General features: G+C 60.5%; 17 protein-coding genes. 9 read left to right on the forward strand and 8 right to left on the reverse strand.

Translation table 11 applies throughout. The features are described 5' to 3' along the window. The first annotated feature begins 140 nt into the window (after positions 1-140). A complete protein-coding gene (locus NOM67_RS06535) occupies positions 141-1061 on the forward strand; it encodes a hypothetical protein (RefSeq protein ID WP_255935166.1) in 921 nt (306 codons plus the stop codon). 342 nt (positions 1062-1403) lie between these two features. On the opposite strand, the gene katG is transcribed toward NOM67_RS06535, so the two are convergent. After that, positions 1404-3590 carry a catalase/peroxidase HPI gene (gene katG / locus NOM67_RS06540; RefSeq protein ID WP_255934827.1) on the reverse strand — a complete coding sequence of 729 codons (2187 nt, stop codon included), beginning with the start codon at positions 3588-3590 and terminating at the stop codon, positions 1404-1406. Between the two features lie 256 nt (positions 3591-3846). Here katG and NOM67_RS06545 point away from each other — a divergent pair, with 256 nt between their 5' ends. Beyond that, positions 3847-4704, forward strand: coding sequence for a nuclease-related domain-containing protein (locus NOM67_RS06545; protein ID WP_255934829.1), 858 nt, complete (start codon positions 3847-3849; stop codon positions 4702-4704). A 48-nt stretch (positions 4705-4752) separates the two neighbouring features. Here NOM67_RS06545 and NOM67_RS06550 read toward each other — a convergent pair whose 3' ends face one another. Next, positions 4753-5934, reverse strand: coding sequence for a DUF1615 domain-containing protein (locus tag NOM67_RS06550; RefSeq protein ID WP_255934831.1), 1182 nt, complete (start codon positions 5932-5934; stop codon positions 4753-4755). A gap of 256 nt (positions 5935-6190) precedes the next feature. Here NOM67_RS06550 and NOM67_RS06555 point away from each other — a divergent pair, with 256 nt between their 5' ends. Continuing rightward, entirely contained in the window at positions 6191-7225 is a 1035-nt protein-coding gene (locus tag NOM67_RS06555; RefSeq protein ID WP_255935169.1) for a sterol desaturase family protein, read from the forward strand. Between the two features lie 124 nt (positions 7226-7349). On the opposite strand, the gene carB is transcribed toward NOM67_RS06555, so the two are convergent. Then, a complete protein-coding gene (gene carB, locus NOM67_RS06560; protein WP_033113583.1) occupies positions 7350-10574 on the reverse strand; it encodes a carbamoyl-phosphate synthase large subunit in 3225 nt (1074 codons plus the stop codon). A 20-nt stretch (positions 10575-10594) separates the two neighbouring features. Further along, entirely contained in the window at positions 10595-11731 is a 1137-nt protein-coding gene (gene carA, locus NOM67_RS06565) for a glutamine-hydrolyzing carbamoyl-phosphate synthase small subunit (RefSeq protein WP_255934835.1), read from the reverse strand. A gap of 103 nt (positions 11732-11834) precedes the next feature. Here carA and NOM67_RS06570 point away from each other — a divergent pair, with 103 nt between their 5' ends. Then, on the forward strand, positions 11835-12167 hold the full coding sequence (locus NOM67_RS06570; protein ID WP_255934838.1) for a hypothetical protein: 333 nt from the start codon (positions 11835-11837) through the stop codon (positions 12165-12167). 230 nt (positions 12168-12397) lie between these two features. Here the strand turns inward: NOM67_RS06570 and dapB are convergent, their stop codons facing one another. Further along, positions 12398-13210 carry a 4-hydroxy-tetrahydrodipicolinate reductase gene (gene dapB / locus NOM67_RS06575; RefSeq protein WP_255934841.1) on the reverse strand — a complete coding sequence of 271 codons (813 nt, stop codon included), beginning with the start codon at positions 13208-13210 and terminating at the stop codon, positions 12398-12400. A gap of 333 nt (positions 13211-13543) precedes the next feature. On the opposite strand from dapB, the gene NOM67_RS06580 reads away from it, so the two are divergent. The 4 genes from NOM67_RS06580 (at position 13544) to serA (ending at position 17840) form a co-directional block, all read left to right on the forward strand. Beyond that, positions 13544-14869 carry a Na+/H+ antiporter NhaC family protein gene (locus NOM67_RS06580; protein ID WP_041208560.1) on the forward strand — a complete coding sequence of 442 codons (1326 nt, stop codon included), beginning with the start codon at positions 13544-13546 and terminating at the stop codon, positions 14867-14869. 118 nt (positions 14870-14987) lie between these two features. After that, positions 14988-15584, forward strand: coding sequence for a 5-formyltetrahydrofolate cyclo-ligase (locus NOM67_RS06585; protein WP_043849489.1), 597 nt, complete (start codon positions 14988-14990; stop codon positions 15582-15584). 161 nt (positions 15585-15745) lie between these two features. Then, complete coding sequence (gene rpiA / locus NOM67_RS06590) at positions 15746-16399, forward strand: ribose-5-phosphate isomerase RpiA (RefSeq protein WP_040067849.1); 654 nt, start codon at positions 15746-15748, stop codon at positions 16397-16399. A gap of 208 nt (positions 16400-16607) precedes the next feature. Then, positions 16608-17840, forward strand: coding sequence for a phosphoglycerate dehydrogenase (serA, locus tag NOM67_RS06595; RefSeq protein ID WP_043849491.1), 1233 nt, complete (start codon positions 16608-16610; stop codon positions 17838-17840). 133 nt (positions 17841-17973) lie between these two features. Here serA and NOM67_RS06600 read toward each other — a convergent pair whose 3' ends face one another. Continuing rightward, positions 17974-18354: a diacylglycerol kinase gene (locus NOM67_RS06600; protein WP_033114340.1), complete on the reverse strand. Its 381-nt coding sequence runs from the start codon at positions 18352-18354 to the stop codon at positions 17974-17976. A gap of 144 nt (positions 18355-18498) precedes the next feature. Between NOM67_RS06600 and NOM67_RS06605 the strand changes: the two genes are divergently transcribed. Continuing rightward, positions 18499-19566: a 3-deoxy-7-phosphoheptulonate synthase gene (locus tag NOM67_RS06605; RefSeq protein ID WP_208735970.1), complete on the forward strand. Its 1068-nt coding sequence runs from the start codon at positions 18499-18501 to the stop codon at positions 19564-19566. A 539-nt stretch (positions 19567-20105) separates the two neighbouring features. On the opposite strand, the gene NOM67_RS06610 is transcribed toward NOM67_RS06605, so the two are convergent. Beyond that, entirely contained in the window at positions 20106-20891 is a 786-nt protein-coding gene (locus NOM67_RS06610) for an ATP-binding cassette domain-containing protein (protein ID WP_208735969.1), read from the reverse strand. Then, positions 20878-21885, reverse strand: coding sequence for a vitamin B12 ABC transporter permease BtuC (gene btuC / locus NOM67_RS06615; RefSeq protein WP_198505988.1), 1008 nt, complete (start codon positions 21883-21885; stop codon positions 20878-20880). The genes NOM67_RS06610 and btuC overlap by 14 nt, the downstream gene beginning before the upstream one ends. Positions 21886-21953 lie beyond the last annotated feature (68 nt).

Below are 21953 nucleotides of genomic sequence, written 5' to 3' on the forward strand. Positions count from 1 at the left end.
AATCGGGATAGCAGTGGCAATCGCAGCATCTGATGCGCGCCAACGGCGGCGGATCTCGCTACAGTAGAGCCAGAGTGACAGGATGTCGCCGTGCAGGAGCAAGACGCATGTTCAGACCCTTCCCGACCTTGTGGCCCCTTATGCTGGCCATGCTCGGCAACGCCGCCCAGAGCGCAACTCAGGATGAAGAGTGGGCGCAACAGCGCGCCAATGCGGTGCTCTCCCTGATGAGCTTTACCGTGGTGCCGGACATTACCGCCAGCGATCTCTCCCTCGGCAGCGGCAGTGGCCAATCGGCCGCCCTCAGCATGGCGCAGCTGGGCGGTGGCGCGACGATGAGCGAATCGTTCCCTATCTATCTGGAGGGGGCACTCGGCTTTAGCCGCTACGATCCCCAGTTCGTGATGAGTAACGGCAGCGAGAGCCGCACCATCCCCACCCGCTGGAACAGCGCCACCGCCTCGGGCGGCGTTGGCTGGGATATCTCCCTGCACAGGGATAAGCAGGGCGGCCACTGGGTACTGCGCCCCATCGCCAATGTTTCGCTGGGTACCATGGCCAGCGATATTCGCATCGGCAACTGGCTGCTCGATCGTACCAGGGGCTACTCCCTCGACTTTCTCGAAAACGGTCAGCTCAATATGTACGGGCTGGGTGGCTCGCTGATGGTCGACTACGAGCTCTTCTCCAAAACTCAGGATATCGATGCCGAACTGCGTTACTCCTACCAACACCTGCAGAGCTTCGGCAATACCTCGGAGAGTGTGCGTGGCAGCGCCGAGGCGGAGAACCTCGGCCTCTATCTGCGCCGCCGGGCGCCGGTGTTTGACTGGACTCTGCTCGATCGCCCGCTGCGCTATGTGATGGAGGGGGCGCGCACCGAGTACCTCGGCGAGCAGCGTGGCCTGCTCGGCTTCAATGCCCTCAACTCGCTGGGGCTCGGTCTTGAGATCGACAGCAGCAAGTACCACATCATCGTCAGCCGCACCCGGCTGGTCGCCCGCTATATGTTCAGCAACAATACCCGCGGCTACTCGGTCGGGCTGGCCATGAGTTTCTGATCTGAGCGGGAGATGCGCGGGATAAAAGAGAGATCGGGCAGCCTTTTCCGGGCGGGTTCCCGGCCATATGTACCGCCAGTGGCGCTATTTTTGATGAGGCAACCGCCCGGATAGCGCCGAATTAATAAAGTAAAATATTTATTAATTCCGCGCTATTCAGCCAGCAAGGGAGCGGCCCAAGGAGCAAAGCGGCCTTCATCCGCTCAAAAGGGCTGACAAACCGCCCCTCCGATCTGATGACAAAGGGTGATCGGGCCACAAAATATCCCCTTTCAATGTCTCTGTTGCCGCCAATAAAAACGCCAGCCTTGGAGCTGGCGTTCTCATTGAGGTTGAAGCGACTTATTTCAGATCGAAACGGTCGTTGTTCATCACCTTGACCCAGGCCTTGACGAAGTCACGGACGAACTTCTCCTTGCCATCTTGCTGGGCATAGACCTCGGCGTAGGCGCGCAGCACCGAGTTGGAGCCAAACACCAGATCAACCCGGGTGGCAGTCCACTTCACCGCGCCGCTCTGGCGATCCACGATCTGGTAGCTGTTGCGGCCAGTCGGCTGCCAGCTATAGGCCATGTCGGTCAGGTTGACGAAGAAGTCGTTGCTGAGCACCCCGACCCGGTCGGTAAAGACGCCGTGGGCCGAGCCGCCGTGGTTGGTGCCAAGCACCCGCAACCCGCCGACCAGCACCGTCATCTCGCGGGCGGTGAGCCCCAGCAGCTGGGCACGGTCGAGCAGCATCTCCTCCGGCTGCACCTTGTAGTGCCCCTTCTGCCAGTTGCGGAAACCATCGTGCACTGGCTCGAGGAAGGCAAACGACTCGGTATCGGTCTGCTCGGCGCTGGCATCACCGCGGCCCGGCGCAAAGGGGACGACGATATCAACGCCGGCCAGCTTGGCCGCCTGCTCCACCGCTGCGCTACCACCCAGCACAATCAGGTCGGCGATGCTGACCGGCTTGCTCAGGGTGGCCTGCAGGGCGATCAGGGCGTTGAGCACTCTCTCGAGGCGAGCGGGCTCGTTGCCTTCCCACGCTTTCATCGGCGCAAGGCGAATCCGGGCACCGTTGGCCCCGCCGCGATAATCGGAACCGCGGAAGGTGCGGGCACTGTCCCACGCGGTAGCGATCAAATCGGCTGGCGCCACGCCAGAGGCCAGCAGCTTGGCCTTGAGCTCGCTCACTTCCTTGTCGGAAAGCTGGTAATCCACCGCCGGAACCGGATCCTGCCACACCATGACTTCGCCCGGCACTTCCGGCCCCAGATAGCGGCTGCGCGGCCCCATGTCGCGGTGGGTCAGCTTGAACCAGGCGCGGGCAAAGGCGTCGGAGAAGAGCGCTTGATCCGCGGCAAAGCGCTCGGAGATCTCCCGATAGACGGGATCAAAACGCAGCGCCATGTCCGCATCGGTCATGATGGGATTGCAGCGGATGGAGGGGTCTTCCACATCCACCGGGCGATCTTCCTCCTTGATGGCGACGGGCTCCCACTGCCAGGCACCGGCCGGACTCTTCTTGAGCCACCAGTCGTGGCCCAGCAGCATCTTGAAGTAGCCGTTGTCCCAGCGGGTCGGGTTGCTGGTCCAGGCCCCTTCAAGGCCGCTGGTCACCGTATCGCGGCCGATACCGCGGCTTTCGTGGTTGATCCAGCCCAGCCCCTGCTCGTGCACATCGGCCCCTTCGGGAGCAGGCCCCAGTTTGGCTGCGCTGCCGTTGCCGTGGGCCTTGCCGACGGTGTGACCACCGGCGGTGAGCGCCACGGTCTCTTCGTCATTCATCCCCATGCGGGCAAAGGTGACGCGCATGTCGTGGGCGGTTTTCAGGGGATCCGGGTTGCCATCCACCCCTTCCGGGTTGACGTAAATCAGCCCCATCATCACCGCTGCCAGCGGGTTCTCCAGATCCCGCTCGCCGCTGTAACGGCTCCCTTCGCTACCGCTCGGCGCCAGCCACTCCTTCTCGGAGCCCCAGTAGACATCTTTTTCCGGATGCCAGATATCCTCGCGGCCACCGGCAAAGCCGAAGGTCTTGAGCCCCATGGATTCATAGGCGACGTTGCCCGCCAGGATCATCAGATCAGCCCAGGAGATCTTGTTGCCGTATTTCTGTTTGATCGGCCACAACAGACGGCGGGCCTTGTCGAGGTTGCCGTTGTCTGGCCAGCTGTTGAGGGGGGCGAAGCGCTGGTTGCCGGTGTTGGCACCGCCACGGCCATCGGTCGCGCGATAGCTGCCAGCGGAGTGCCAGGCCATGCGGATCATCAGGCCGCCGTAGTGGCCCCAGTCGGCCGGCCACCAGGGCTGGCTGTCAGTCATCAGGGCATGGAGATCGGCCTTGAGGGCATCGTAATCGAGGCTGTTGAAGGCGTCGGCATAATCGAAAGTCTCATCCATCGGATTGGTCTTGCGGTCATGCTGATGCAGGATGTCGAGGTTGAGGGCATTGGGCCACCAGACTTGATGCTCCTGGCTGGCAGAGGTATTGGCACCGTGGGCAAAGGGGCACTGACCGGCCCCGCTAGCGTGTTTGTCCATCTTCAGATCCTCATTGTGGTCATAATGACGGCGAAACCCTTCGCTTCGCAGTTGAGACTAGCCTACCCCCCACCACTCACTTAAAAAAACGAATAAAAAAGTTCAATTCAATCTGGTTTTACGATTGAACTATCTCGTCACCGGGTAACAAACAGAACAATGCAGGCGTTGGCAGAGTAGTAGTGGCATAGATCACACAAGCTTGTTGAACCGACTGTTAACATGTGGCCATTGCACATCAGACGACAGCGTTGAAATGGACTTCACACCTGTTATTGCGGTTCTGCTGGGCCAGCTCTGGTATCTGCTGCCCCTGCTGCTGATTGCCGCCCTGATCAAAACGCCCTGGTTCAAGGGGATGATCGGGGAGGCATTTATCAATCTCGGTATCCGGCTATTTCTCGACCAGCGGGAGTACCATCTGCTCAAGAACGTGACCCTGCCGACCCCTGAGGGGAGCACCCAGATCGACCATGTGCTAGTTTCGCGCTTCGGACTGTTTGTCATCGAGACCAAAAACATCAAGGGGTGGATATTTGGCAATCCGGCCCACAAGAGCTGGACACAGCAGCTCTTTCGCCGCAGGCACAGCTTTCAAAATCCATTGCGCCAAAACTATCTACACCTGATGACGCTCAAATCCCTGCTGGGGCTGGCGGATCATCAGCTCCACTCGATCATCTACTTTATTGGCGACTGCACCTTTAAAACCCCGATGCCGGATAACGTGATGAATCGCGGACTTATTCGCTATATCAAGGGCAAGACCACGCCAGTGTTGACCCCTGTCGAGGTCACCCGGGTGATCGATACCATCCAGCGGGGACGACTGGCTGCCAATTGGCAGACCCATAAACAGCATGTGGCGCAGCTAAAGGCGCGTCACAACCAACCTGCTATTCCCTCTTATCCAAGCAATCACGTCAGCATGGTAAAAGAGGAACTCCCCATCCTTCATGACACGAGTCACGCCCAGCAGCGTTGCCCGAAATGTGGCAACGCCATGGTGCTTCGCACAGCACGCCGTGGCAGCAACAAGGGGGAACAGTTCTGGGGATGCAGTGCTTACCCGAAATGCCGGCAGATCATCACGCGGCAAACTGAAGAGCGGTAACCAGCGGAAACAACAAGGGCGGCCAATTGGCCGCCCTTGTTGTGTTTCTTAGCGAATGGTCGCCATCTGCCGCACGCAGCGCTGCTCCCTGTCATCCACCCGCTTGGCAAACCAGGCGGTGGTGAGGTTGCGGGTGATCTTGGGGCTTTTCAGCTGAATGCCCGGCAGGATGGCGCGGGGCAACCGCTTGCCCGCTTTCTGGTCTGCCAGCGTAAACACGCGATGATAGAGGTCGCTCTGGCCAAATTCGGCGGTATCGCCGAGTTTGAGGCTCTGGTGGATAGCCTGCTGGCTCATATTGATCCGGCTGGCGATGGTATAGACCGCGAGTTCCGTCTTGCCCGGCAGGTCGGAGTCGTAGCGGATCAGATCGCCATCCAGAGCCAGCGTGGTACCGCTCAAACGGCTGACGGCGGCCTGAAAAGCGGCGTTGCGACTGGCATACCAGCCGGCGTTGAAGTCGGCGAAACGGTAGAGGGTATCGGGGTACTCCGCCTCATAGCCGAAGATATGTTTGGTACCAAACCAGATACCGCCGCGGCGGGTAAAGACTTCGTGGCGGATGGACTCCTTGACCGGATAGGGATAACCACGGGTATTGGCCTCGGCAAAGGCGATGCTCACCTGCATCGGGCCGCCGGTGTGCACCGGGTTCATGTTGCCAAACAGGGTCTTGCCCATCGGCAGCATGCTGATCATGTCCTCGAAAATTTCGCTCATCTCCCGCTCGGTGCGAAGCGCATCAATGCGCTCGGCATAGCTCTTGCCGGTCGGCGAGTTGATGGAGAGCGCGGCCCGCACCATAAACTCGGGGATCAGCAGCTTGGCCGCCCGCGAGTTGATCTCCTTCCAGGCGATCTTGCCAAGGCCCAGCACCACAGGGTCGGCCTGATAGGTCGCCTCCTGCTCTGCCACCGCCAGCACGGTACAGACGTTGTGATCGTTGACTGTCACCCCCTGGGTAGTGAGCGCCGTCACCACATCGTTGGCCCACCCCTGCTTGTCGACCACATGACGAGGCAGAAACCTCACGATGCGGCTCTTCATGTCCGCCGGCTTGCGCGGCTGCATGGCTGGCGGGGTCGCCTTTTTGGCGGGCACTGTCGCGCCCGTTGTGTCGCCAGGCGCAGGGGCAGAAGCGGGATCGCTGGCACAGCCGGCCAGCAGCAAGGGGATCAGCAGCGCCAGCGTGCGCATGGCGGGGGAAACAGAAAAGAGAGAGAGCGTCATCGGATATCCGGTACTGAAGCTGGAGGCAAACCCGCCAGACGGCGGGCGCACACATGATGGCTCATTGTAGAGAATTGATCCACAAGGCTAAAGTCCCATCGCCTCGCCCCTCTCCCTGACCAGACAGGGGTTGCCGCAACAAGAGTGCCCCATATATGACCAGATAACAGGTATGACCCGACAACAGACATGGGCTTTTATCGAGAGTTGTTTACATTTAGAATGCCGCCGCCAGGATGCTCACGGTATGGACCCTATGGATACGCTCGCCCATCTCTTTGCTTACGTGCAGCAGTGGCTGCTCACTCCGATCTGGCACTGCCTGACCGGACTGTTTGATTTCAACGGGCGGCTTGGGCTCCCCTTTCTGCTGATATCCGGCCTCATTGCCTACCTCCTCTACCGTGTGCGCCGGCGCCAGCAGGGCCCGGCGGCTGGCAGTTTCGCCGGTTTTCTCGGCGGCCGGGCCATCTGGCTGCATCCCTCCGCCCTGCTCGATTATCAGTATTATCTGGTGCGAGCCCTGCTCCATGTGGCCCTGATCGTGCCGCTCCTGACTCTGCTCAACCCCTGGCTTTTGCAGGCAACGGATATTACCTCTGCGCTCACCCGCCTGTGGGGGGAGCGTCCCCGTCTGGCCGAGGCGAGCTGGCTGATGATGCTTTACGGCCTCGGGGTATTTCTGGTCAGCGATTTCGTCCACTACTGGCTGCACCGTGTCTTTCACAGCCGCTGGCTGTGGGAGTTTCACAAGGTGCACCACAGCGCCACCGTGCTGGTGCCGCCGACCGCCAGTCGCATTCATCTGGTGGAAAAGCTCTCTGAAATCGTGCTCAAGGGGAGCGCGCTCGCCCTCTACTCCGGTGCTTTCTACTGGCTGTGCGGCGGCTCCGTGCGCCCCTACACCCTGTTTGGGGTGGGCTATCTGGTGCTGATCTTCAACTCGCTGGCCGCCAATTTGCGCCATAGCCATATCTGGCTGTCGTTTGGCCCGCGGCTGGAGCATATCTTCAACAGCCCCGCCCAGCACCAGATCCACCACAGCCGGGATCCCCGCCACTTCAACCACAACTTCGGTATCAATCTGTCGCTGTGGGACTGGTGGTTCGGCACTCTTTACGTCACCAACCACCAGCCAGAGCCCCTCACCTTCGGGGTCGGCCCGAAAGACAATGTGCGCTACAGCCGCCTGAGCGCGCTGATCCTGCGCCCCTTTCTGGTCACGGCCCGCAAGCTGTGGCATGCCCTGCCCCGTCCTCGCAGCCGCAAGCCGCAGCCTGATTTACGGTAGTTACGCTCTTCGCCCCATAAGTCCGCTCCTCGCAGCACCCAACCCGTCGTCATAAAAAAGCCCCCGCCATTGCTGGCGGGGGCTTGTCATCTATGCGGAGCGAGTCTGGCTCGCGCGCAGAGCGTTAGCGGTTGTTCACGCGCTCGTGCAGCTCCTGCACCGAGTTGACGCTGGCAGTGGCATCAACGCTGATGGCCATGCAGGTCGCGAATGCCTCGTTCATGGTGGTGGTATACGCCACCTTGTTCTGCAGGGCGGCGCGGCGCAGCTGCTTGGAGTCCTCGATGGCCACCCGCCCTTCGGCGGTGTTGACGATGTAGGTGTACTCGCCATTCTTGATGCGGTCGAGAATGTGCGGGCGACCTTCGTGCACCTTGTTGACCAGACGCGGGTTGATGCTCGCTTCGCCCAGCGCGACAGCGGTGCCGTGGGTGGCGTCGAGCTCGTAACCCAGCTCCAGCAGCTTGGCGGCCAAATCGACCACCTGCGCCTTGTCGCTGTGACGCACTGACAAGAGAGCACGGCCCTCTTTCGGTACGGCGTGGTTGGCACCCAGCTGCGCCTTGGCATAGGCCTCGGCAAAGCTGCTGCCCACACCCATTACCTCGCCGGTGGAGCGCATCTCCGGCCCCAGCAGCGGGTCAACCCCCGGGAACTTGGCGAACGGCAGTACCACCTCTTTCACCGAGTAGTAGGGCGGGATGATCTCTTTGGTAAAGCCCTGCTCTTTCAGGCTCTGACCGGCCATCACGCGGGCGGCAATCTTGGCCAGCGGCGCACCGGTCGCCTTGGAGACGAACGGCACGGTACGGGCGGCACGCGGGTTCACCTCGATGAGGTAGATGTCATTGCCCTTGACCGCGAACTGCACGTTCATCAGGCCGATAACGCCGAGCTCCAGCGCCAGCTTGCGCACCTGCTCGCGGATCTCGTCCTGAATCTTCTTGGACAAGGTGTAGGGCGGCAGGGAGCAACCGGAGTCACCGGAGTGAATACCGGCCTGCTCGATGTGCTCCATGATGCCGCCGATGACTACATCGGTGCCGTCGCAGATGGCATCCACGTCCAGTTCGGTGGCATCGTCCAGGAAGCGGTCCAGCAGTACCGGCGACTCGTTGGAGACGCTCACCGCCTCGGCGAAGTAGCGACGCAGGTCGGTCTCGTCGTAGACGATCTCCATCGCGCGGCCACCCAGCACGTAGGAGGGGCGAACCACCAGCGGGTAGGTAATGCGCTCGGCCACCACAACCGCCTGCTCCAGCGCGGTGACAGTGCCGTTTTCCGGCTGCTTGAGGCCAAGGCGCTCGACGGCAGACTGGAAACGCTCGCGGTCTTCGGCGCGGTCGATGGCATCCGGGCTGGTACCGATAATCGGCACGCCGTTGGCTTCCAGTGCACGGGCCAGCTTCAGCGGTGTCTGGCCACCGTACTGGACGATAACGCCTTTGGGTTTCTCGATGCGCACGATTTCCAGCACATCTTCCAGGGTCACCGGCTCGAAGTAGAGGCGATCCGAGGTGTCGTAATCGGTGGAGACGGTCTCCGGGTTGCAGTTGACCATGATGGTCTCGTAACCGTCTTCGCGCAGGGCCAGCGCCGCGTGCACGCAGCAGTAGTCAAACTCGATGCCCTGACCGATACGGTTCGGGCCGCCACCGATGACCATGATCTTGTCGCGGTCGGTGGGGTTGGCTTCGCACTCCTCGTCATAGCTGGAGTACATGTAGGCGGTGTTGGTAGCGAACTCGGCGGCGCAGGTATCGACCCGCTTGTAGACCGGGAAGATGTTGTGGCGGGCACGCAGCTTGCGCACCTCCCCTTCGGCCACACCGAGGATCTTGGCCAGACGCGCATCGGCAAAGCCCTTGCGCTTGAGGGCGCGCAGGAAGTCGGCATCGAGACCGGCCATGCCACGCTCTTTCACCTCTTCTTCCAGCTTCACCAGCTCTTCAATCTGCACCAGGAACCAGGGGTCAATCTTGGTCAGCTTGAAGATGCCGTCCATGGAGAGGCCTGCGCGGAAGGCGTCGGCGATGTAGAAGATACGCTCGGCACCGGCATCCTGCAGCTCGTGACGGATGCGGGTCAGGGAGTCCGGGGCGTTCAGATCCACCATGGGGTCGAAGCCCGCCTTGCCGGTCTCGAGACCGCGCAGCGCCTTGTGCAGGGACTCCTGGAAGTTGCGGCCGATGGCCATTACTTCGCCGACCGACTTCATCTGGGTCGTCAGACGGTCGTTGGCACCGGCGAACTTCTCGAAGTTGAAGCGCGGCACCTTGGTCACCACGTAGTCGATGGCCGGCTCGAAGGAGGCCGGAGTGCGACCGCCGGTGATGTCGTTCATCAGCTCGTCCAGGGTGTAACCGATAGCGAGCTTGGCGGCGATCTTGGCGATGGGGAAACCGGTCGCCTTGGAGGCCAGCGCAGAGGAGCGCGACACCCGCGGGTTCATCTCGATGATGACCATGCGGCCATCTTTCGGGTTGATACCGAACTGGACGTTGGAGCCGCCGGTCTCGACGCCGATCTCGCGCAGCACCGCCATGGAGGCGTTGCGCATCAGCTGGTACTCCTTGTCGGTCAGCGTCTGGGCTGGCGCGACCGTGATGGAGTCACCGGTGTGGATACCCATGGGGTCGAAGTTTTCGATGGCGCAGACGATGATGCAGTTGTCGTTGCGATCCCGCACCACCTCCATCTCGTACTCTTTCCAGCCGATCAGCGACTCGTCGATGAGCAGCTCTTTGGTCGGGGAGAGATCCAGACCGCGCTCGCAGATCTCGACGAACTCTTCGGTGTTGTAGGCGATGCCGCCACCTGAGCCACCCATGGTAAAGGAGGGGCGGATGATGCAGGGGAAACCAACCATCTGCTGCACGCCCCACGCCTCTTCCATGTTGTGGGCAATACCGGCACGCGGGCACTCGAGGCCGATGCTGCGCATCGCCTTGTCAAAGCGGGAGCGATCTTCGGCCTTGTCGATGGCATCGGCAGTGGCACCGATCATCTCGACGCCGAACTCGGCCAGCACGCCGTGTTTTTCCAGCGCCAGTGCGCAGTTGAGCGCAGTCTGGCCACCCATGGTGGGCAGGATGGCGTCCGGGCGCTCTTTCTTGATAATTTCGCGCACCACTTCCCAGGTGATGGGCTCGATGTAGGTGGCGTCCGCCATCTCCGGGTCGGTCATGATGGTGGCCGGGTTGGAGTTGACCAGAATGACGCGGTAGCCCTCCTCGCGCAGCGCTTTGCACGCCTGGGCGCCGGAGTAGTCAAATTCGCAGGCCTGGCCGATGACGATGGGGCCGGCGCCGAGGATCAGGATGCTCTGAAGGTCGTTACGTTTTGGCATGAAACTCTTTCCTCTTTTCCTTAGGCGCGATACTGCTTAATCAATTCAATAAAGTGGTCAAAGAGACCGGCACAGTCGTGCGGGCCCGGGCTCGCCTCGGGGTGACCCTGGAAGCTGAAGGCCGGACGGTCGGTGCGATGGATGCCTTGCAGCGACCCGTCGAACAGGGAGACGTGGGTGGCGCGCAGGCAATCCGGCAGGCTGTTCTCATCTACCGCAAAACCGTGGTTCTGGGCGGTGATCATCACAGTGTTGTCGTCCAGACTCTTGACCGGGTGGTTGGCGCCGTGGTGGCCAAACTTCATCTTGACGGTCTTGGCGCCGGAGGCCAAACCCAGCAGCTGGTGACCCAGACAGATGCCGAACACCGGCGTGTTGGTATTAAGGAAAGCCTTGATGGCGTCGATGGCGTAGTCGCACGGCTCGGGGTCGCCGGGGCCGTTGGAGAGGAAGATGCCATCCGGGTTCAGCGCCAGTACCTCGGCAGCCGGAGTCTTGGCCGGTACCACAGTCAGGCGGCAACCACGGTCAACCAGCATCCGCAGGATGTTGCGCTTGACGCCGAAGTCATAGGCCACCACGTGGTATTTAAGCTGGTCGGCATCCGGGGTGACGTGCCCCTTGCCAAGCTGCCAGCTCCCTTCGGTCCAGTTGTACGCCCCATTAACCGTGACCTCTTTGGCCAGATCCATTCCCTTCAGACCGGGGAAGGCACGGGCCTGTTCGAGGGCATAGGCCTCATCGACTTGCTTGCCGGCCAGAATGCAGCCAGCCTGGGCGCCTTTCTCGCGCAGGATGCGGGTCAGTTTGCGGGTGTCGATGTCGGCGATGCCAACGATGTTGTGAGACTTGAGGTATTCGGAGAGGGATTGCTGATTGCGGAAATTGGAGGCAAGTATCGGAAGGTCCCGGATGATCAATCCCTGAGCATGGATTTGACTGGACTCTTCATCTTCGCTGTTGGTGCCGGTGTTGCCTATATGGGGGTAAGTGAGGGTGACTATCTGACGGGAATAAGAGGGATCGGTGAGGATTTCCTGATAGCCCGTCATCGACGTATTGAAAACCACTTCACCAACGGAGCATCCCTCGGCGCCTATCGACACGCCTTTGAATACAGTTCCATCTTCCAGCACTAGCAATGCAGTGTGATTCAAGACAACCTCCAGTTATTTAGCTTTAAATTCAGCAATTTACCTGGGTGTTGCGGGCTCGGTTCCGGCCTTGGACAGGACTCGAACCCGGCAGATTTCTGGCAAATTGGGCGCATTCTACTTAAAAAAAGTGGCATTTCAACGTCTTTTCTCAGATGAAATGCATCTAAATTCAATAAAAAAGCAACATTACCCATTATCTATGCACTCAATTGCTTTTCAAGCCCCTACAGCAAAAGAAAATTTGAAATCAGACAAAAAACCCTCACAAACCACGACAAAACAGACGAGATGGAATTTTAATCCCTTTAAAAACAAAGAACTAAAAACACCACAAGAACAACCAAAGTGCAAATTTGTGCCTTTTGTGTGTAGTTTTGTTGACACAAAAAACAGCAAACGTTTTTCTGTGTTTGAATTTTTAGTCTATTTGAAGTGATGTGAAAAAATGGCTGCGGACGCCGTAAACGCATCAAAGATTGTTACCTTGTGATGACATTTCAAGGCAACAAAAGGAGTGGGAAAAATGAAATGACTATTTTTGCCTGACTGAATCAAAAGAAGCATGCTAACCAGCATTTATGTAACTTTTTGCTCAGCAAACAGCAAAAACCCCGGCAAGCCGGGGTTTGGTCAGACAGGATAATCAGACAGAAGAAAGCGGAAGAATCACTTCAGATTGAGCACATCCTGCATATCATAAAGACCGGCGCCCTGCTGGCGCAGCCACTTGCCGGCGCGCACTGCACCGTTGGCAAAGGTAAGGCGGCTGGAGGCCTTGTGGCTGATCTCTACCCGCTCGCCGATATCGGCAAACATGACGGTGTGCTCACCCACCAGATCGCCGGCGCGGATGGTGGCAAAGCCGATAGTATTGCGGTCCCTCTCGCCGGTGATCCCCTCGCGGCCATAGACGGCGCACTCTTTCAGATCCCGGCCCAGCGTCTTGGCAACCACCTCGCCCATGGAGAGGGCGGTACCGGACGGCGCATCCACCTTGTGGCGATGGTGGCCTTCGATGATCTCGATGTCGGTATAGTCACCCATCACCTTGGCGGCCTGCTCCAGCAGTTTGAACACCAGATTGACCCCGACCGAGTAGTTGGAGGCAAACACGATACCGATCTGCTTGCCTGCCTCTTTAAGGGCTGCCTTACCTGCCTCGTCAAAGCCGGTGGTGCCGATCACCATCTGCTTGTTGTGGGCCAGCGCAAAGGCCAGATTGGCCAGGGTCACCTCGGGACGGGTGAAGTCGATGATGAGGTCGAACTGGTCGCGCACCTTGTCGAGGCTGTCGCTAATCGCCACACCCAGATTGCCCAGCCCGTTGAGATCGCCCGCATCCAGACCGATCACCGCCGACCCCGGCCGCTCCAGCGCAGCGCCAACCACCACCCCTTCGGTGTTGGTGACCGCCTCCAGCAGCACCTTGCCCATACGACCATTACAGCCCATCACGGCCACACGGATCGGATTGTCCATCTCCACCCTCTCATCTCTTTTAATTATGGAAAGAGACCGTTTTACCAGCCTGCGCCGGCTTTGAAAAGCCCGCCGTGCACCAGCAGACCACTCCGACAAATAGACAGACTTTTCTTTTAAATCCGAATATTTAACGGATTTAATCAGAACAGCCAAATCAACTGACAAAAAACCTTATCCATCTGGACGTCTATCTTGACCGGGCGGGGTTGACTCACTACTGTGGGCCCCCCGATGCGGCAGGATGCCCGCGCTGTTTTCCCCCTATCCCGATCCGATAAAGGCACAAAGCAGTTCACGACAGGAGGTCATTGTTCAATTTCAGAGGAACACATGATCCAGACCCAACCCAGTGCCAGGGCCTTGCTGCCGCTACTGGTCTTTCTCGCACTCTTTATCGGTACCGGTACCTGGCTGACCCTGCAAGGGGTCGAGTTCGCCTTCTATCAACTGCCCGCCCCTGTTGCCGCCCTGCCAGCCGTGATGCTGGCGCTGCTGCTTGGCAAAGAGGGCTTCAACAGCAATCTGGAGACCTTCTTCAAAGGGGTCGGCCACAGCAACATCATGGCGATGTGCCTCATCTATCTGCTGGCGGGCGCCTTTGCCAGCGTGGCCAAGGCCACTGGCGGCGTGGACGCCACCGTGGCGCTCGGTCTGTCGCTTATCCCCGGCTGGGCGCTGCTGCCCGGGCTGTTCCTCATCTCCGCCTTTATTGCCACTGCCATGGGTACCTCCATGGGCACCATAGGTGCCGTGGCGCCGGTGGCCCTCGGTGTGGCGCAGGCGGCCGGTATTGATCCTGTGCTGATGGCAGGCACCATCCTCTCCGGCGCCATGTTTGGCGACAACCTCTCCATCATCTCCGACACCACCATCGCGGCCACCCGCAGTCAGGGATGCGAGATGAAGGACAAGTTCCGCGAGAACTTCAAGATTGCCGCCCCTGCGGCCATTGCGGTGATCCTGCTCTATCTGGCGCTCGGCTCCGTCGGTGCGGCGCCCGCCAAGGCCGGGGCAGTTGACCTGCTCAAGGTGATGCCCTACCTGCTGATCCTCGGTCTGGCGCTCTCTGGCATGAACGTGTTCGTGGTGCTGGGGATCGGCATTGTCGCCGCAGGCGCCGTCGGCATGATCAATGGCTACGCCATCGGCCAGTTCAGCAAGGATATCTATCAGGGCTTTACCGGCATGCAGGAGATCTTCCTGCTCTCCATGCTCATCGGCGGCCTCGGCGCCCTGATGGAGCGTCAGGGTGGTCTGGCCTGGATCAGCGATCGCATCGGCGCCCTGATTGCCCGCTTTACCCGCAGCCACCATGGCGAGCAGAACGAGAAAGCGGCCGAGCTCGGCATCGCCGGGGTGGTGAGCCTCACCAATCTCTGCACTGCCAACAATACCGTCGCCATTATCGTTGCGAGCAAGGTCGCCCGCGATCTGGCAGAGCATCACGGCGTCACCCCGCGCCGCGCCGCCTCCATGCTGGATATCTTCTCCTGCGTGATCCAGGGTCTCATCCCCTGGGGGGCACAGGCGCTGCTGCTGGGCTCCATCTTCGCCCTGTCACCGCTGGCGGTAGTGAGCATGAGCTTCTACCCGATGGCGCTGGCACTGGCCGCGCTGGTCGCCGTCTTTGTCAAACACCAGATGCGCCAGCGTTGATCCTGTGGGTACCGGCCCTCGTCGGTACCCGCTTTTCACCCCGTCCCCACGAGAGAATATGTTAAGGTAAGGGCCATGTACGCCCTGCCGTCCATTGCAGTCAGCCCGGAGGTTCCCCATGCAAGAGTCCCAGCCCGAACGTCAATCTCTTCGCCAACTGGTACGTCAACGCAGAAAGAGCCTTAGTCCGCTCGAACAGCAGCAGGCAGCCCAACAGCTGCTGAGCCAGTTCAAACAGCACCCCGAGATCCTCGCCGCCAAGCGCATTGCCCTCTATTTGGCCAATGACGGGGAGATCAATCCCCTGCCCGCCATCCACTGGCTGTGGGCCCAGCAGAAAGAGGTCTATCTGCCGGTGCTCCACCCCTTTACCCCCGGTCACCTGCTCTTCTTGCGCTACACCGCCACCAGCCCCATGGTGCGTAATCGCTACGGTATCGAAGAGCCCGAGCTGGATATGCAGCAGGTGGTGCCCCACAGCACCCTCGACCTCATTTGCACCCCGCTGGTCGCCTTCGATGGCGACGGCAATCGCCTCGGCATGGGGGGCGGCTACTACGATCGCACCCTCGCCATCTGGCATGAGCACAGGATGGGCCCCAAGCCGCTGGGGATTGCCCACGACTGCCAGCAGGTGGATGCGGTACCGCAGGAGGTGTGGGATGTGCCGCTGCCGCAGATCATCACCCCGAGCCGCTGCTGGCGCTTTGAATAAGCTGTTTTTGGCCAGCAGCCTCGGCTTTGTGCGCGCAAACGCAGAATAAACAGGCAAACGATTTACTTCCTGCCCCTTTTTGCCCCGGAACGTGAGCAACATGGTCGCGACGGGCGATGGGGTTGGATATAATGCGCCCGCTTTTTTCTTAAGGAACGATCATGACTCAAGATGAAATGAAGAAGGCGGCCGGTTGGGCTGCGCTCAAGTATGTGGTTCCCGGCACCATCGTCGGGGTGGGCACCGGCTCTACCGTCAACCACTTCATCGACGCGCTGGCGACCATGAAGGACGAGATCAAGGGGGCGGTATCCAGCTCCGTGGCCTCCACCGAACGCCTCAAGGGCTTCGGCATCACCGTGTATGATCTCAACGAGATCGACGCCCTCTCCGTCTACGTGGATGGCGCCGACGAGATCAACGGCACCCGTGACATGATCAAGGGCGGCGGCGCAGCCTTGACCCGCGAGAAGATTGTCGCTGCCGTGGCCGACAAGTTCATCTGCATCATCGACAACACCAAAACCGTCGACGTGCTGGGCAAGTTCCCGCTGCCGGTCGAAGTGATCCCCATGGCCCGCGAATACGTGGCCCGCGAGATCAAGAAGCTGGGCGGCAACCCGGTCTGGCGTGAAGGCGTGGTGACCGACAACGGCAACCACATCCTGGATGTGAAGGATATGGCTATTACCGACGCCAAAGGGCTGGAAGTACAGCTCAACGCCATCGTTGGCGTGGTCACCAACGGCCTGTTCGCCCACCGTGGCGCAGACGTGGTGGTGATCGGTACCCCGGAAGGCGTGGTTATCCAGTAATCCTCCCGTGGATGCAAGACGGCGCCTCATGGCGCCGTTTTTATTTATTCCTCAACAAGTTGCAAAGCTCCATTTACAACAATCGTTGATAACTTCAAAGAATTTGACTTTCGTCACAAATATTCCCTCTCCCAAACGTTTTTGCTACTTTACGGTTTTCTTCGCACACCAAATCTGCACTTACGTTTGCACATACAGAGGGATCGTCATGACCGCCAAGTTTTCATTGGACAAGGATAAAATCAAGGTACTGCTGCTGGAGGGGGTTCACCCCAACACCGTAGAGACCTTTCGTGCCGCAGGTTACACCAGTGTGGAGTATCTCAAGACCTCTCTCTCCGAAGAGGAGCTGATTGAGCGGGTTCGCGACGTCCACTTTATCGGGCTGCGCTCGCGCACCCAGATCACCGAGAAGGTACTCGATGCGGCCCCCAAACTGGTCGCCATCGGCTGCTTCTGCATCGGTACCAACCAAGTCGAGCTGGAAGCTGCCCAGATCCGCGGCATTCCGGTTTTCAACGCCCCCTTCTCCAACACCCGCTCGGTGGCCGAGCTGGTACTGGGCGAGATCCTGCTGCTGCTGCGCGGCATCCCCGAGAAGAACGCCAAGTGCCATCGCGGCGTGTGGGAGAAGCTGGCCAACCGCTCGGTGGAGGCGCGCGGCAAGAAGCTCGGCATCATCGGTTACGGCCACATCGGCACCCAGCTTGGTATCATCGCCGAGAGCATCGGCATGAAGGTCTACTACTACGACATCGAGAACAAGCTCTCGCTGGGCAACGCCATCCAAGTGCCCAATCTGGTGGAGCTGCTCAACATGTCCGATGTCATCAGCCTGCACGTGCCGGAAACCGCCTCTACCAAGGATCTCATCGGTGCCGAGCAGCTGCGGATGATGAAACCGGGCGCCGTCTTTATCAACGCCTCCCGCGGCACCGTGGTGGATATCGATGCGCTGGCTGACGTCATCAAGAGTGGCCATATCTCCGGCGCCGCCATCGACGTCTTCCCGAGCGAGCCCAAGTCCAACGACGAAGAGTTCCTCACCCCGCTGCGCGGGCTGGACAATGTCATCCTCACCCCGCACATCGGTGGCTCCACTCAGGAGGCGCAGGAGAACATCGGGCTGGAGGTGGCCAACAAGCTCATCAAGTACTCCGACAACGGCTCCACCCTCTCTGCCGTCAACTTCCCGGAAGTGTCGCTGCCGGGCCACAAGGGCTCCAGCCGCCTGCTGCACATTCACCGCAACCAGCCGGGGGTGATGAACCAGATCAACCAGATCTTCGCCGAAGAGGGGATCAACATCGCCGGTCAATACCTGCAGACCAGCAGCCATATCGGCTACGTGGTGATCGACGTGGAGACCGAGCACAGCGAGAAGGCGCTGGCCAAGCTCAAGGAGATCAACGGCACTATCCGTGCCCGCATCCTCCACTGATAGACCCTGATCTGCGCAGCAAAAAGCCCGTCGTGATGACGGGCTTTTTTATGATGCGATGCTCAACGCACGTCCGAGCCGTTGCTCCTTTCCCCCTTTTCCCCTCGTGGGAGAAGGGGGCAAGATATGTGCTCTACCACAATCCCAACAGATTGCGCCCCACCAGCGCCCCCCACACCAGCGCATTGAGAGCCAGCGCGATAAAGACGGCGGCAGAGCCCAAATCCTTGGCGCGGCCGGAGAGCTCGTGATGCTCGGGGCCGATGCGATCGACCACCGCCTCGACGGCGGAGTTGAGCACCTCGACGATCACCACCAGCCAGCTGATGATGATGAGCAGCAGGATCTGGTTGAGGGAGTCGCCAATCCAGAAGGCCAGCGGCATCAACAGCAGGATCAGCATCAGCTCCTGCCGAAACGCTGCCTCGTTGATCCAGGCTGACCTGAGTCCTTTCATGCTGTAACCGGCTGCATTGATGATGCGGGTGACCCCGGTTGCCCCTGGCTTTGCCACGCTATCTACCTCATTTGGAATCGATTTTGGCTTCACATCCTATCAGAGCCCCCCAAGGTTTCAATCGGTGGACTTTTGCTTTATTTTATCCCTTTGCATTTTCGCCCCCTGCGGCTGACACCACCCACTCGAGACTTGAGTTGTATGTCCATTCACACAGATGAATTGCGCACCCGTCGCCTGGAGTCACTGATCACTCCGAGCGAGCTTGCCCACGCGTTTCCGATCACCGACACCGTTGCCCAGAATCTGCTGGATGCCCGTCGCGAAGTGGAGGCCATTCTGGCCGGAGACGATCAGCGCCTGCTGGTCATTGTCGGCCCCTGCTCCATCCACGATCCTGCGGCCGCCCGCGAATATGCCCAGCGCCTCAACGCCCTGCGCGAGCAGTATAAAGAGAGCCTCTGCATCGTGATGCGTACCTATTTCGAGAAGCCGCGCACCATCGTCGGCTGGAAAGGGCTCATCAACGACCCGCGCCTCGATGGCAGCTTCGATGTCAACGAAGGGCTGAAACTGGCGCGCAAGCTGCTGGTCGATATCAATGAGCTCGGCATGCCCACCGCCACCGAGTTCCTCGACATGGTGACCGGCCAGTACATTGCCGACCTCATCACCTGGGGCGCCATCGGCGCGCGTACCACCGAATCCCAGGTACACCGCGAGATGGCCTCCGCCCTCTCCTGCCCGGTCGGCTTCAAGAACGGCACCGACGGCAACACTCGCATCGCCATCGATGCGGTGCGCGCCGCCCGCCACAGCCACATCTTTTACTCCCCGGACAAGGACGGCAAGATGACCATCTACCGCACCGCCGGCAACCCCTTTGGTCATGTGATCCTGCGTGGCGGCCACCGCCCCAACTACGACACCGCCAGCATCGATGAAGCGTGCGAAGCGCTGGCCGATGTGGGCCTGCCGGAGCGGCTGGTAGTCGACTTCAGCCACGGCAACAGCATGAAGGATCACCGTCGCCAGCTGCTGGTGGCGCAAGACATCTGCGATCAGCTGCGCCGCGGCCGCACCGGCATCGCCGGTATCATGGCCGAGAGTTTCCTGGTGGAAGGGCGGCAGGATGTGGAGAACGGCTGCGCTGCCACCTTTGGCCAGAGCATCACCGATGCCTGCCTGTCATGGAGCGACACCGAAACCTTGCTGACCATGCTGGCCGAGGCTGCGCAGGTTCGGTTGAACAAAGCAAAACTGCGGTAACAGCTGCGGTATCACGCTTTGGCCAGAGCATCACCGATGCCTGTCTATCTTGCATGGAGCGACACCGAAACCTTGCTGACCATGCTGGCAGAAGCGGCGCAGGTACGCCTGAGCAAGCTGGCGCGCTGACCCGCGTTACCCGAGATACACAAAGGGCCGGATATCCGTGATATCCGGCCCTTCTTTTTTGCCTGGCCACCCTTATCCGTGCGCGCAATCCCTCTGGTCAGATCGGGCAACCCGCTCACAGGGCCCGTCACCGCCTGCAAAAGGCCGACTCACAGCCAATACGATGAGCATAAATTTAATTTATGGATTTTCCCTACATGACCAAACTTTTACTTATACCGAGCGATTGACCACGCAGACTGCTAACGATTGGTCGCGGCAACCAGGCAGAGAGCAACTTCCGATCAAGGGGATAAATTGGCAACCGGCACAAGGTGGGAAATCGTGAAGCTGGGAGCCCCGGCGACAGGACAATACAGGCAAACAGAGAACACATGGCGCAGAGGCACCCTTGTCGGCACCTCCGTCACTCACAGCGTGGGCATAAACCAGACCCGCCCTGCCGCTTCGATGCGGTCGGTGCGGATCTGGAACACCTGCTCCAGCAGCGCCTCATCCACCAGCTCGACGCCCCCCTCACGCACCACGGTGCCCTGTTGCAGGCAGAGAATGCGATCGGCCCAGTCGATGGCCAGATTGATATCGTGGATGGCGAGTACCACCAGCAACCCCTGCCCGGCCAAGGTTTTCAGCAGCCGCAATAGGGCAAGCTGATGATGCAGGTCGAGCCCCGCCAGCGGCTCGTCCAGCAGCAGCACCTTGCCTGCCGGATTGAGGCTCGGCCACACCTGCAACAGGGTGCGGGCAATCAGCACCCGCTGCTGCTCGCCTCCCGACAACCGGCTGAAATCCCTCGCCAGCAAGCCATCCAGCTCCAGCGCCTGACACAAGGCGGTGATCGCCTCGTTCTGCCTGCTGGCCGGGGCGGTCTCGGCCAGCCCCAGACTCAGCACCTGAAACACCGGAATATGAAACAGCTGGGGCTGGCGCTGGGGCAACATGGCGCGCCGCTGCGCCAGCTCCGGCCAACTCAGATCCGCGATCGGCTCGCCGCCGATCTGCACACTCCCGCCAGCTGGCAAGATGCCGGCCAGGGCGCCAAGCAGGGTCGATTTGCCGCTGCCGTTGGGGCCGAGCAGGGCCACCAGCTGGCCGCCCTGCCAGACGATATCGAGGGGGGCGAGCCGGTCGGCGACCGTGAGCCCCTGCGCGGCCAGCAGGGGAAGGCTTGGGCGCAGTGCATCACGAGGCAGCATGGGCATCTTGTCTCAGCAGCAGATAGATAAAGAGCGGCGCACCGACCGAGGCGGTGATGACGCCGATGGGCAGCTCGCCGGCATTCAAGGCGGAGCGAGCCACCAGATCGGCGGCCAGCAGCAGGGCCCCGCCACCGAGCGCCGAGGCGGGCAGCAGGAAGCGCTGATCGCTGCCGCCACAGAGCCGCAGCAGATGGGGCACCACCAGCCCGACAAAACCGATGACGCCGCACAGGGATACCGCCAGTCCGGTGAGCAGGCAGACCGCCAGCACCAGCCGTACCCGCATCTTGTCCACATCCAGCCCCATCAGGCGAGCCTGGGTCTCCCCCAGCAACAGTTGTTGCAGCACCTTGCCCTGGCGGCAGAGCCAGAGCAGGGTGAGCGGCAACAGCAGCCACCACCAGCCAAGCTGCTGGCTGCCATAGGAGAGGCTGCCCATCATCCAGAACATGAACTCACGCAGCGAGCTGTCGTCAGCGAAATAGAGCAGCCAGGTCATGGCGGCATTGGTGAGAATGCCGATGGCGACGCCAAACAGCAGCAATCTGGCATGGCCGAGCCGGGCGCGCCGCGCCAGCCGAATGAGCAGCATGGTCACCAGCAGGGCGCCACCAAAGGCCGCCAGCGACAGCCCCCAGCCGGGCAGATAGACGCCGAGAGCCCTGGCCACCGCCATCGCCACCATGGCGGCCAGTCCGGCTCCACTAGACACGCCAAGCAGACCGGGTTCGGCCACCGGGTTGTGCAGCATCACCTGCAACACGGCGCCGCCACAGGCCAGTGCAGCCCCTGCCAAAAGCGCCAGCAGGGCGCGCGGCAGACGCAGCTCCAGCAAAATGCGCTGCTCAAGTTCCCCCAGCGGCTGCCAGGGCAGCAGCACGAATTCACCCCATGCGAGGGAGAAGAGAAAAAGCAGCAGGGTCAGCAGCAAGAGGCCAAGCAGCCAGCGCCGCTGCCAGCGCTGCTGACGCGCAACAAGTGAGAGATACAAGCAGGTTCCCCGCAACGAAAGAGGGTTTCTCCCCCGGTTGGCCACTCTGGCCGCGGAGGAGAATCGAG

Source organism: Aeromonas sp. SG16 (genome assembly GCF_024436135.1).
Lineage (GTDB): Bacteria > Pseudomonadota > Gammaproteobacteria > Enterobacterales > Aeromonadaceae > Aeromonas > Aeromonas jandaei.

Excerpts from the sequence above, each read along its gene's own strand:
- NOM67_RS06535 (WP_255935166.1), top strand. The coding sequence starts at position 141 with ATGCTGGCCATGCTCGGCAACGCCGCCCAGAGCGCAACTCAGGATGAA.
- katG (WP_255934827.1), bottom strand. The coding sequence starts at position 3,590 with ATGGACAAACACGCTAGCGGGGCCGGTCAGTGCCCCTTTGCCCACGGT.
- NOM67_RS06545 (WP_255934829.1), top strand. The coding sequence starts at position 3,847 with ATGGACTTCACACCTGTTATTGCGGTTCTGCTGGGCCAGCTCTGGTAT.
- NOM67_RS06550 (WP_255934831.1), bottom strand. The coding sequence starts at position 5,934 with ATGACGCTCTCTCTCTTTTCTGTTTCCCCCGCCATGCGCACGCTGGCG.
- NOM67_RS06555 (WP_255935169.1), top strand. The coding sequence starts at position 6,191 with ATGGATACGCTCGCCCATCTCTTTGCTTACGTGCAGCAGTGGCTGCTC.
- carB (WP_033113583.1), bottom strand. The coding sequence starts at position 10,574 with ATGCCAAAACGTAACGACCTTCAGAGCATCCTGATCCTCGGCGCCGGC.
- dapB (WP_255934841.1), bottom strand. The coding sequence starts at position 13,210 with ATGGACAATCCGATCCGTGTGGCCGTGATGGGCTGTAATGGTCGTATG.
- NOM67_RS06580 (WP_041208560.1), top strand. The coding sequence starts at position 13,544 with ATGATCCAGACCCAACCCAGTGCCAGGGCCTTGCTGCCGCTACTGGTC.
- NOM67_RS06585 (WP_043849489.1), top strand. The coding sequence starts at position 14,988 with ATGCAAGAGTCCCAGCCCGAACGTCAATCTCTTCGCCAACTGGTACGT.
- rpiA (WP_040067849.1), top strand. The coding sequence starts at position 15,746 with ATGACTCAAGATGAAATGAAGAAGGCGGCCGGTTGGGCTGCGCTCAAG.
- serA (WP_043849491.1), top strand. The coding sequence starts at position 16,608 with ATGACCGCCAAGTTTTCATTGGACAAGGATAAAATCAAGGTACTGCTG.
- NOM67_RS06605 (WP_208735970.1), top strand. The coding sequence starts at position 18,499 with ATGTCCATTCACACAGATGAATTGCGCACCCGTCGCCTGGAGTCACTG.
- NOM67_RS06610 (WP_208735969.1), bottom strand. The coding sequence starts at position 20,891 with ATGCTGCCTCGTGATGCACTGCGCCCAAGCCTTCCCCTGCTGGCCGCG.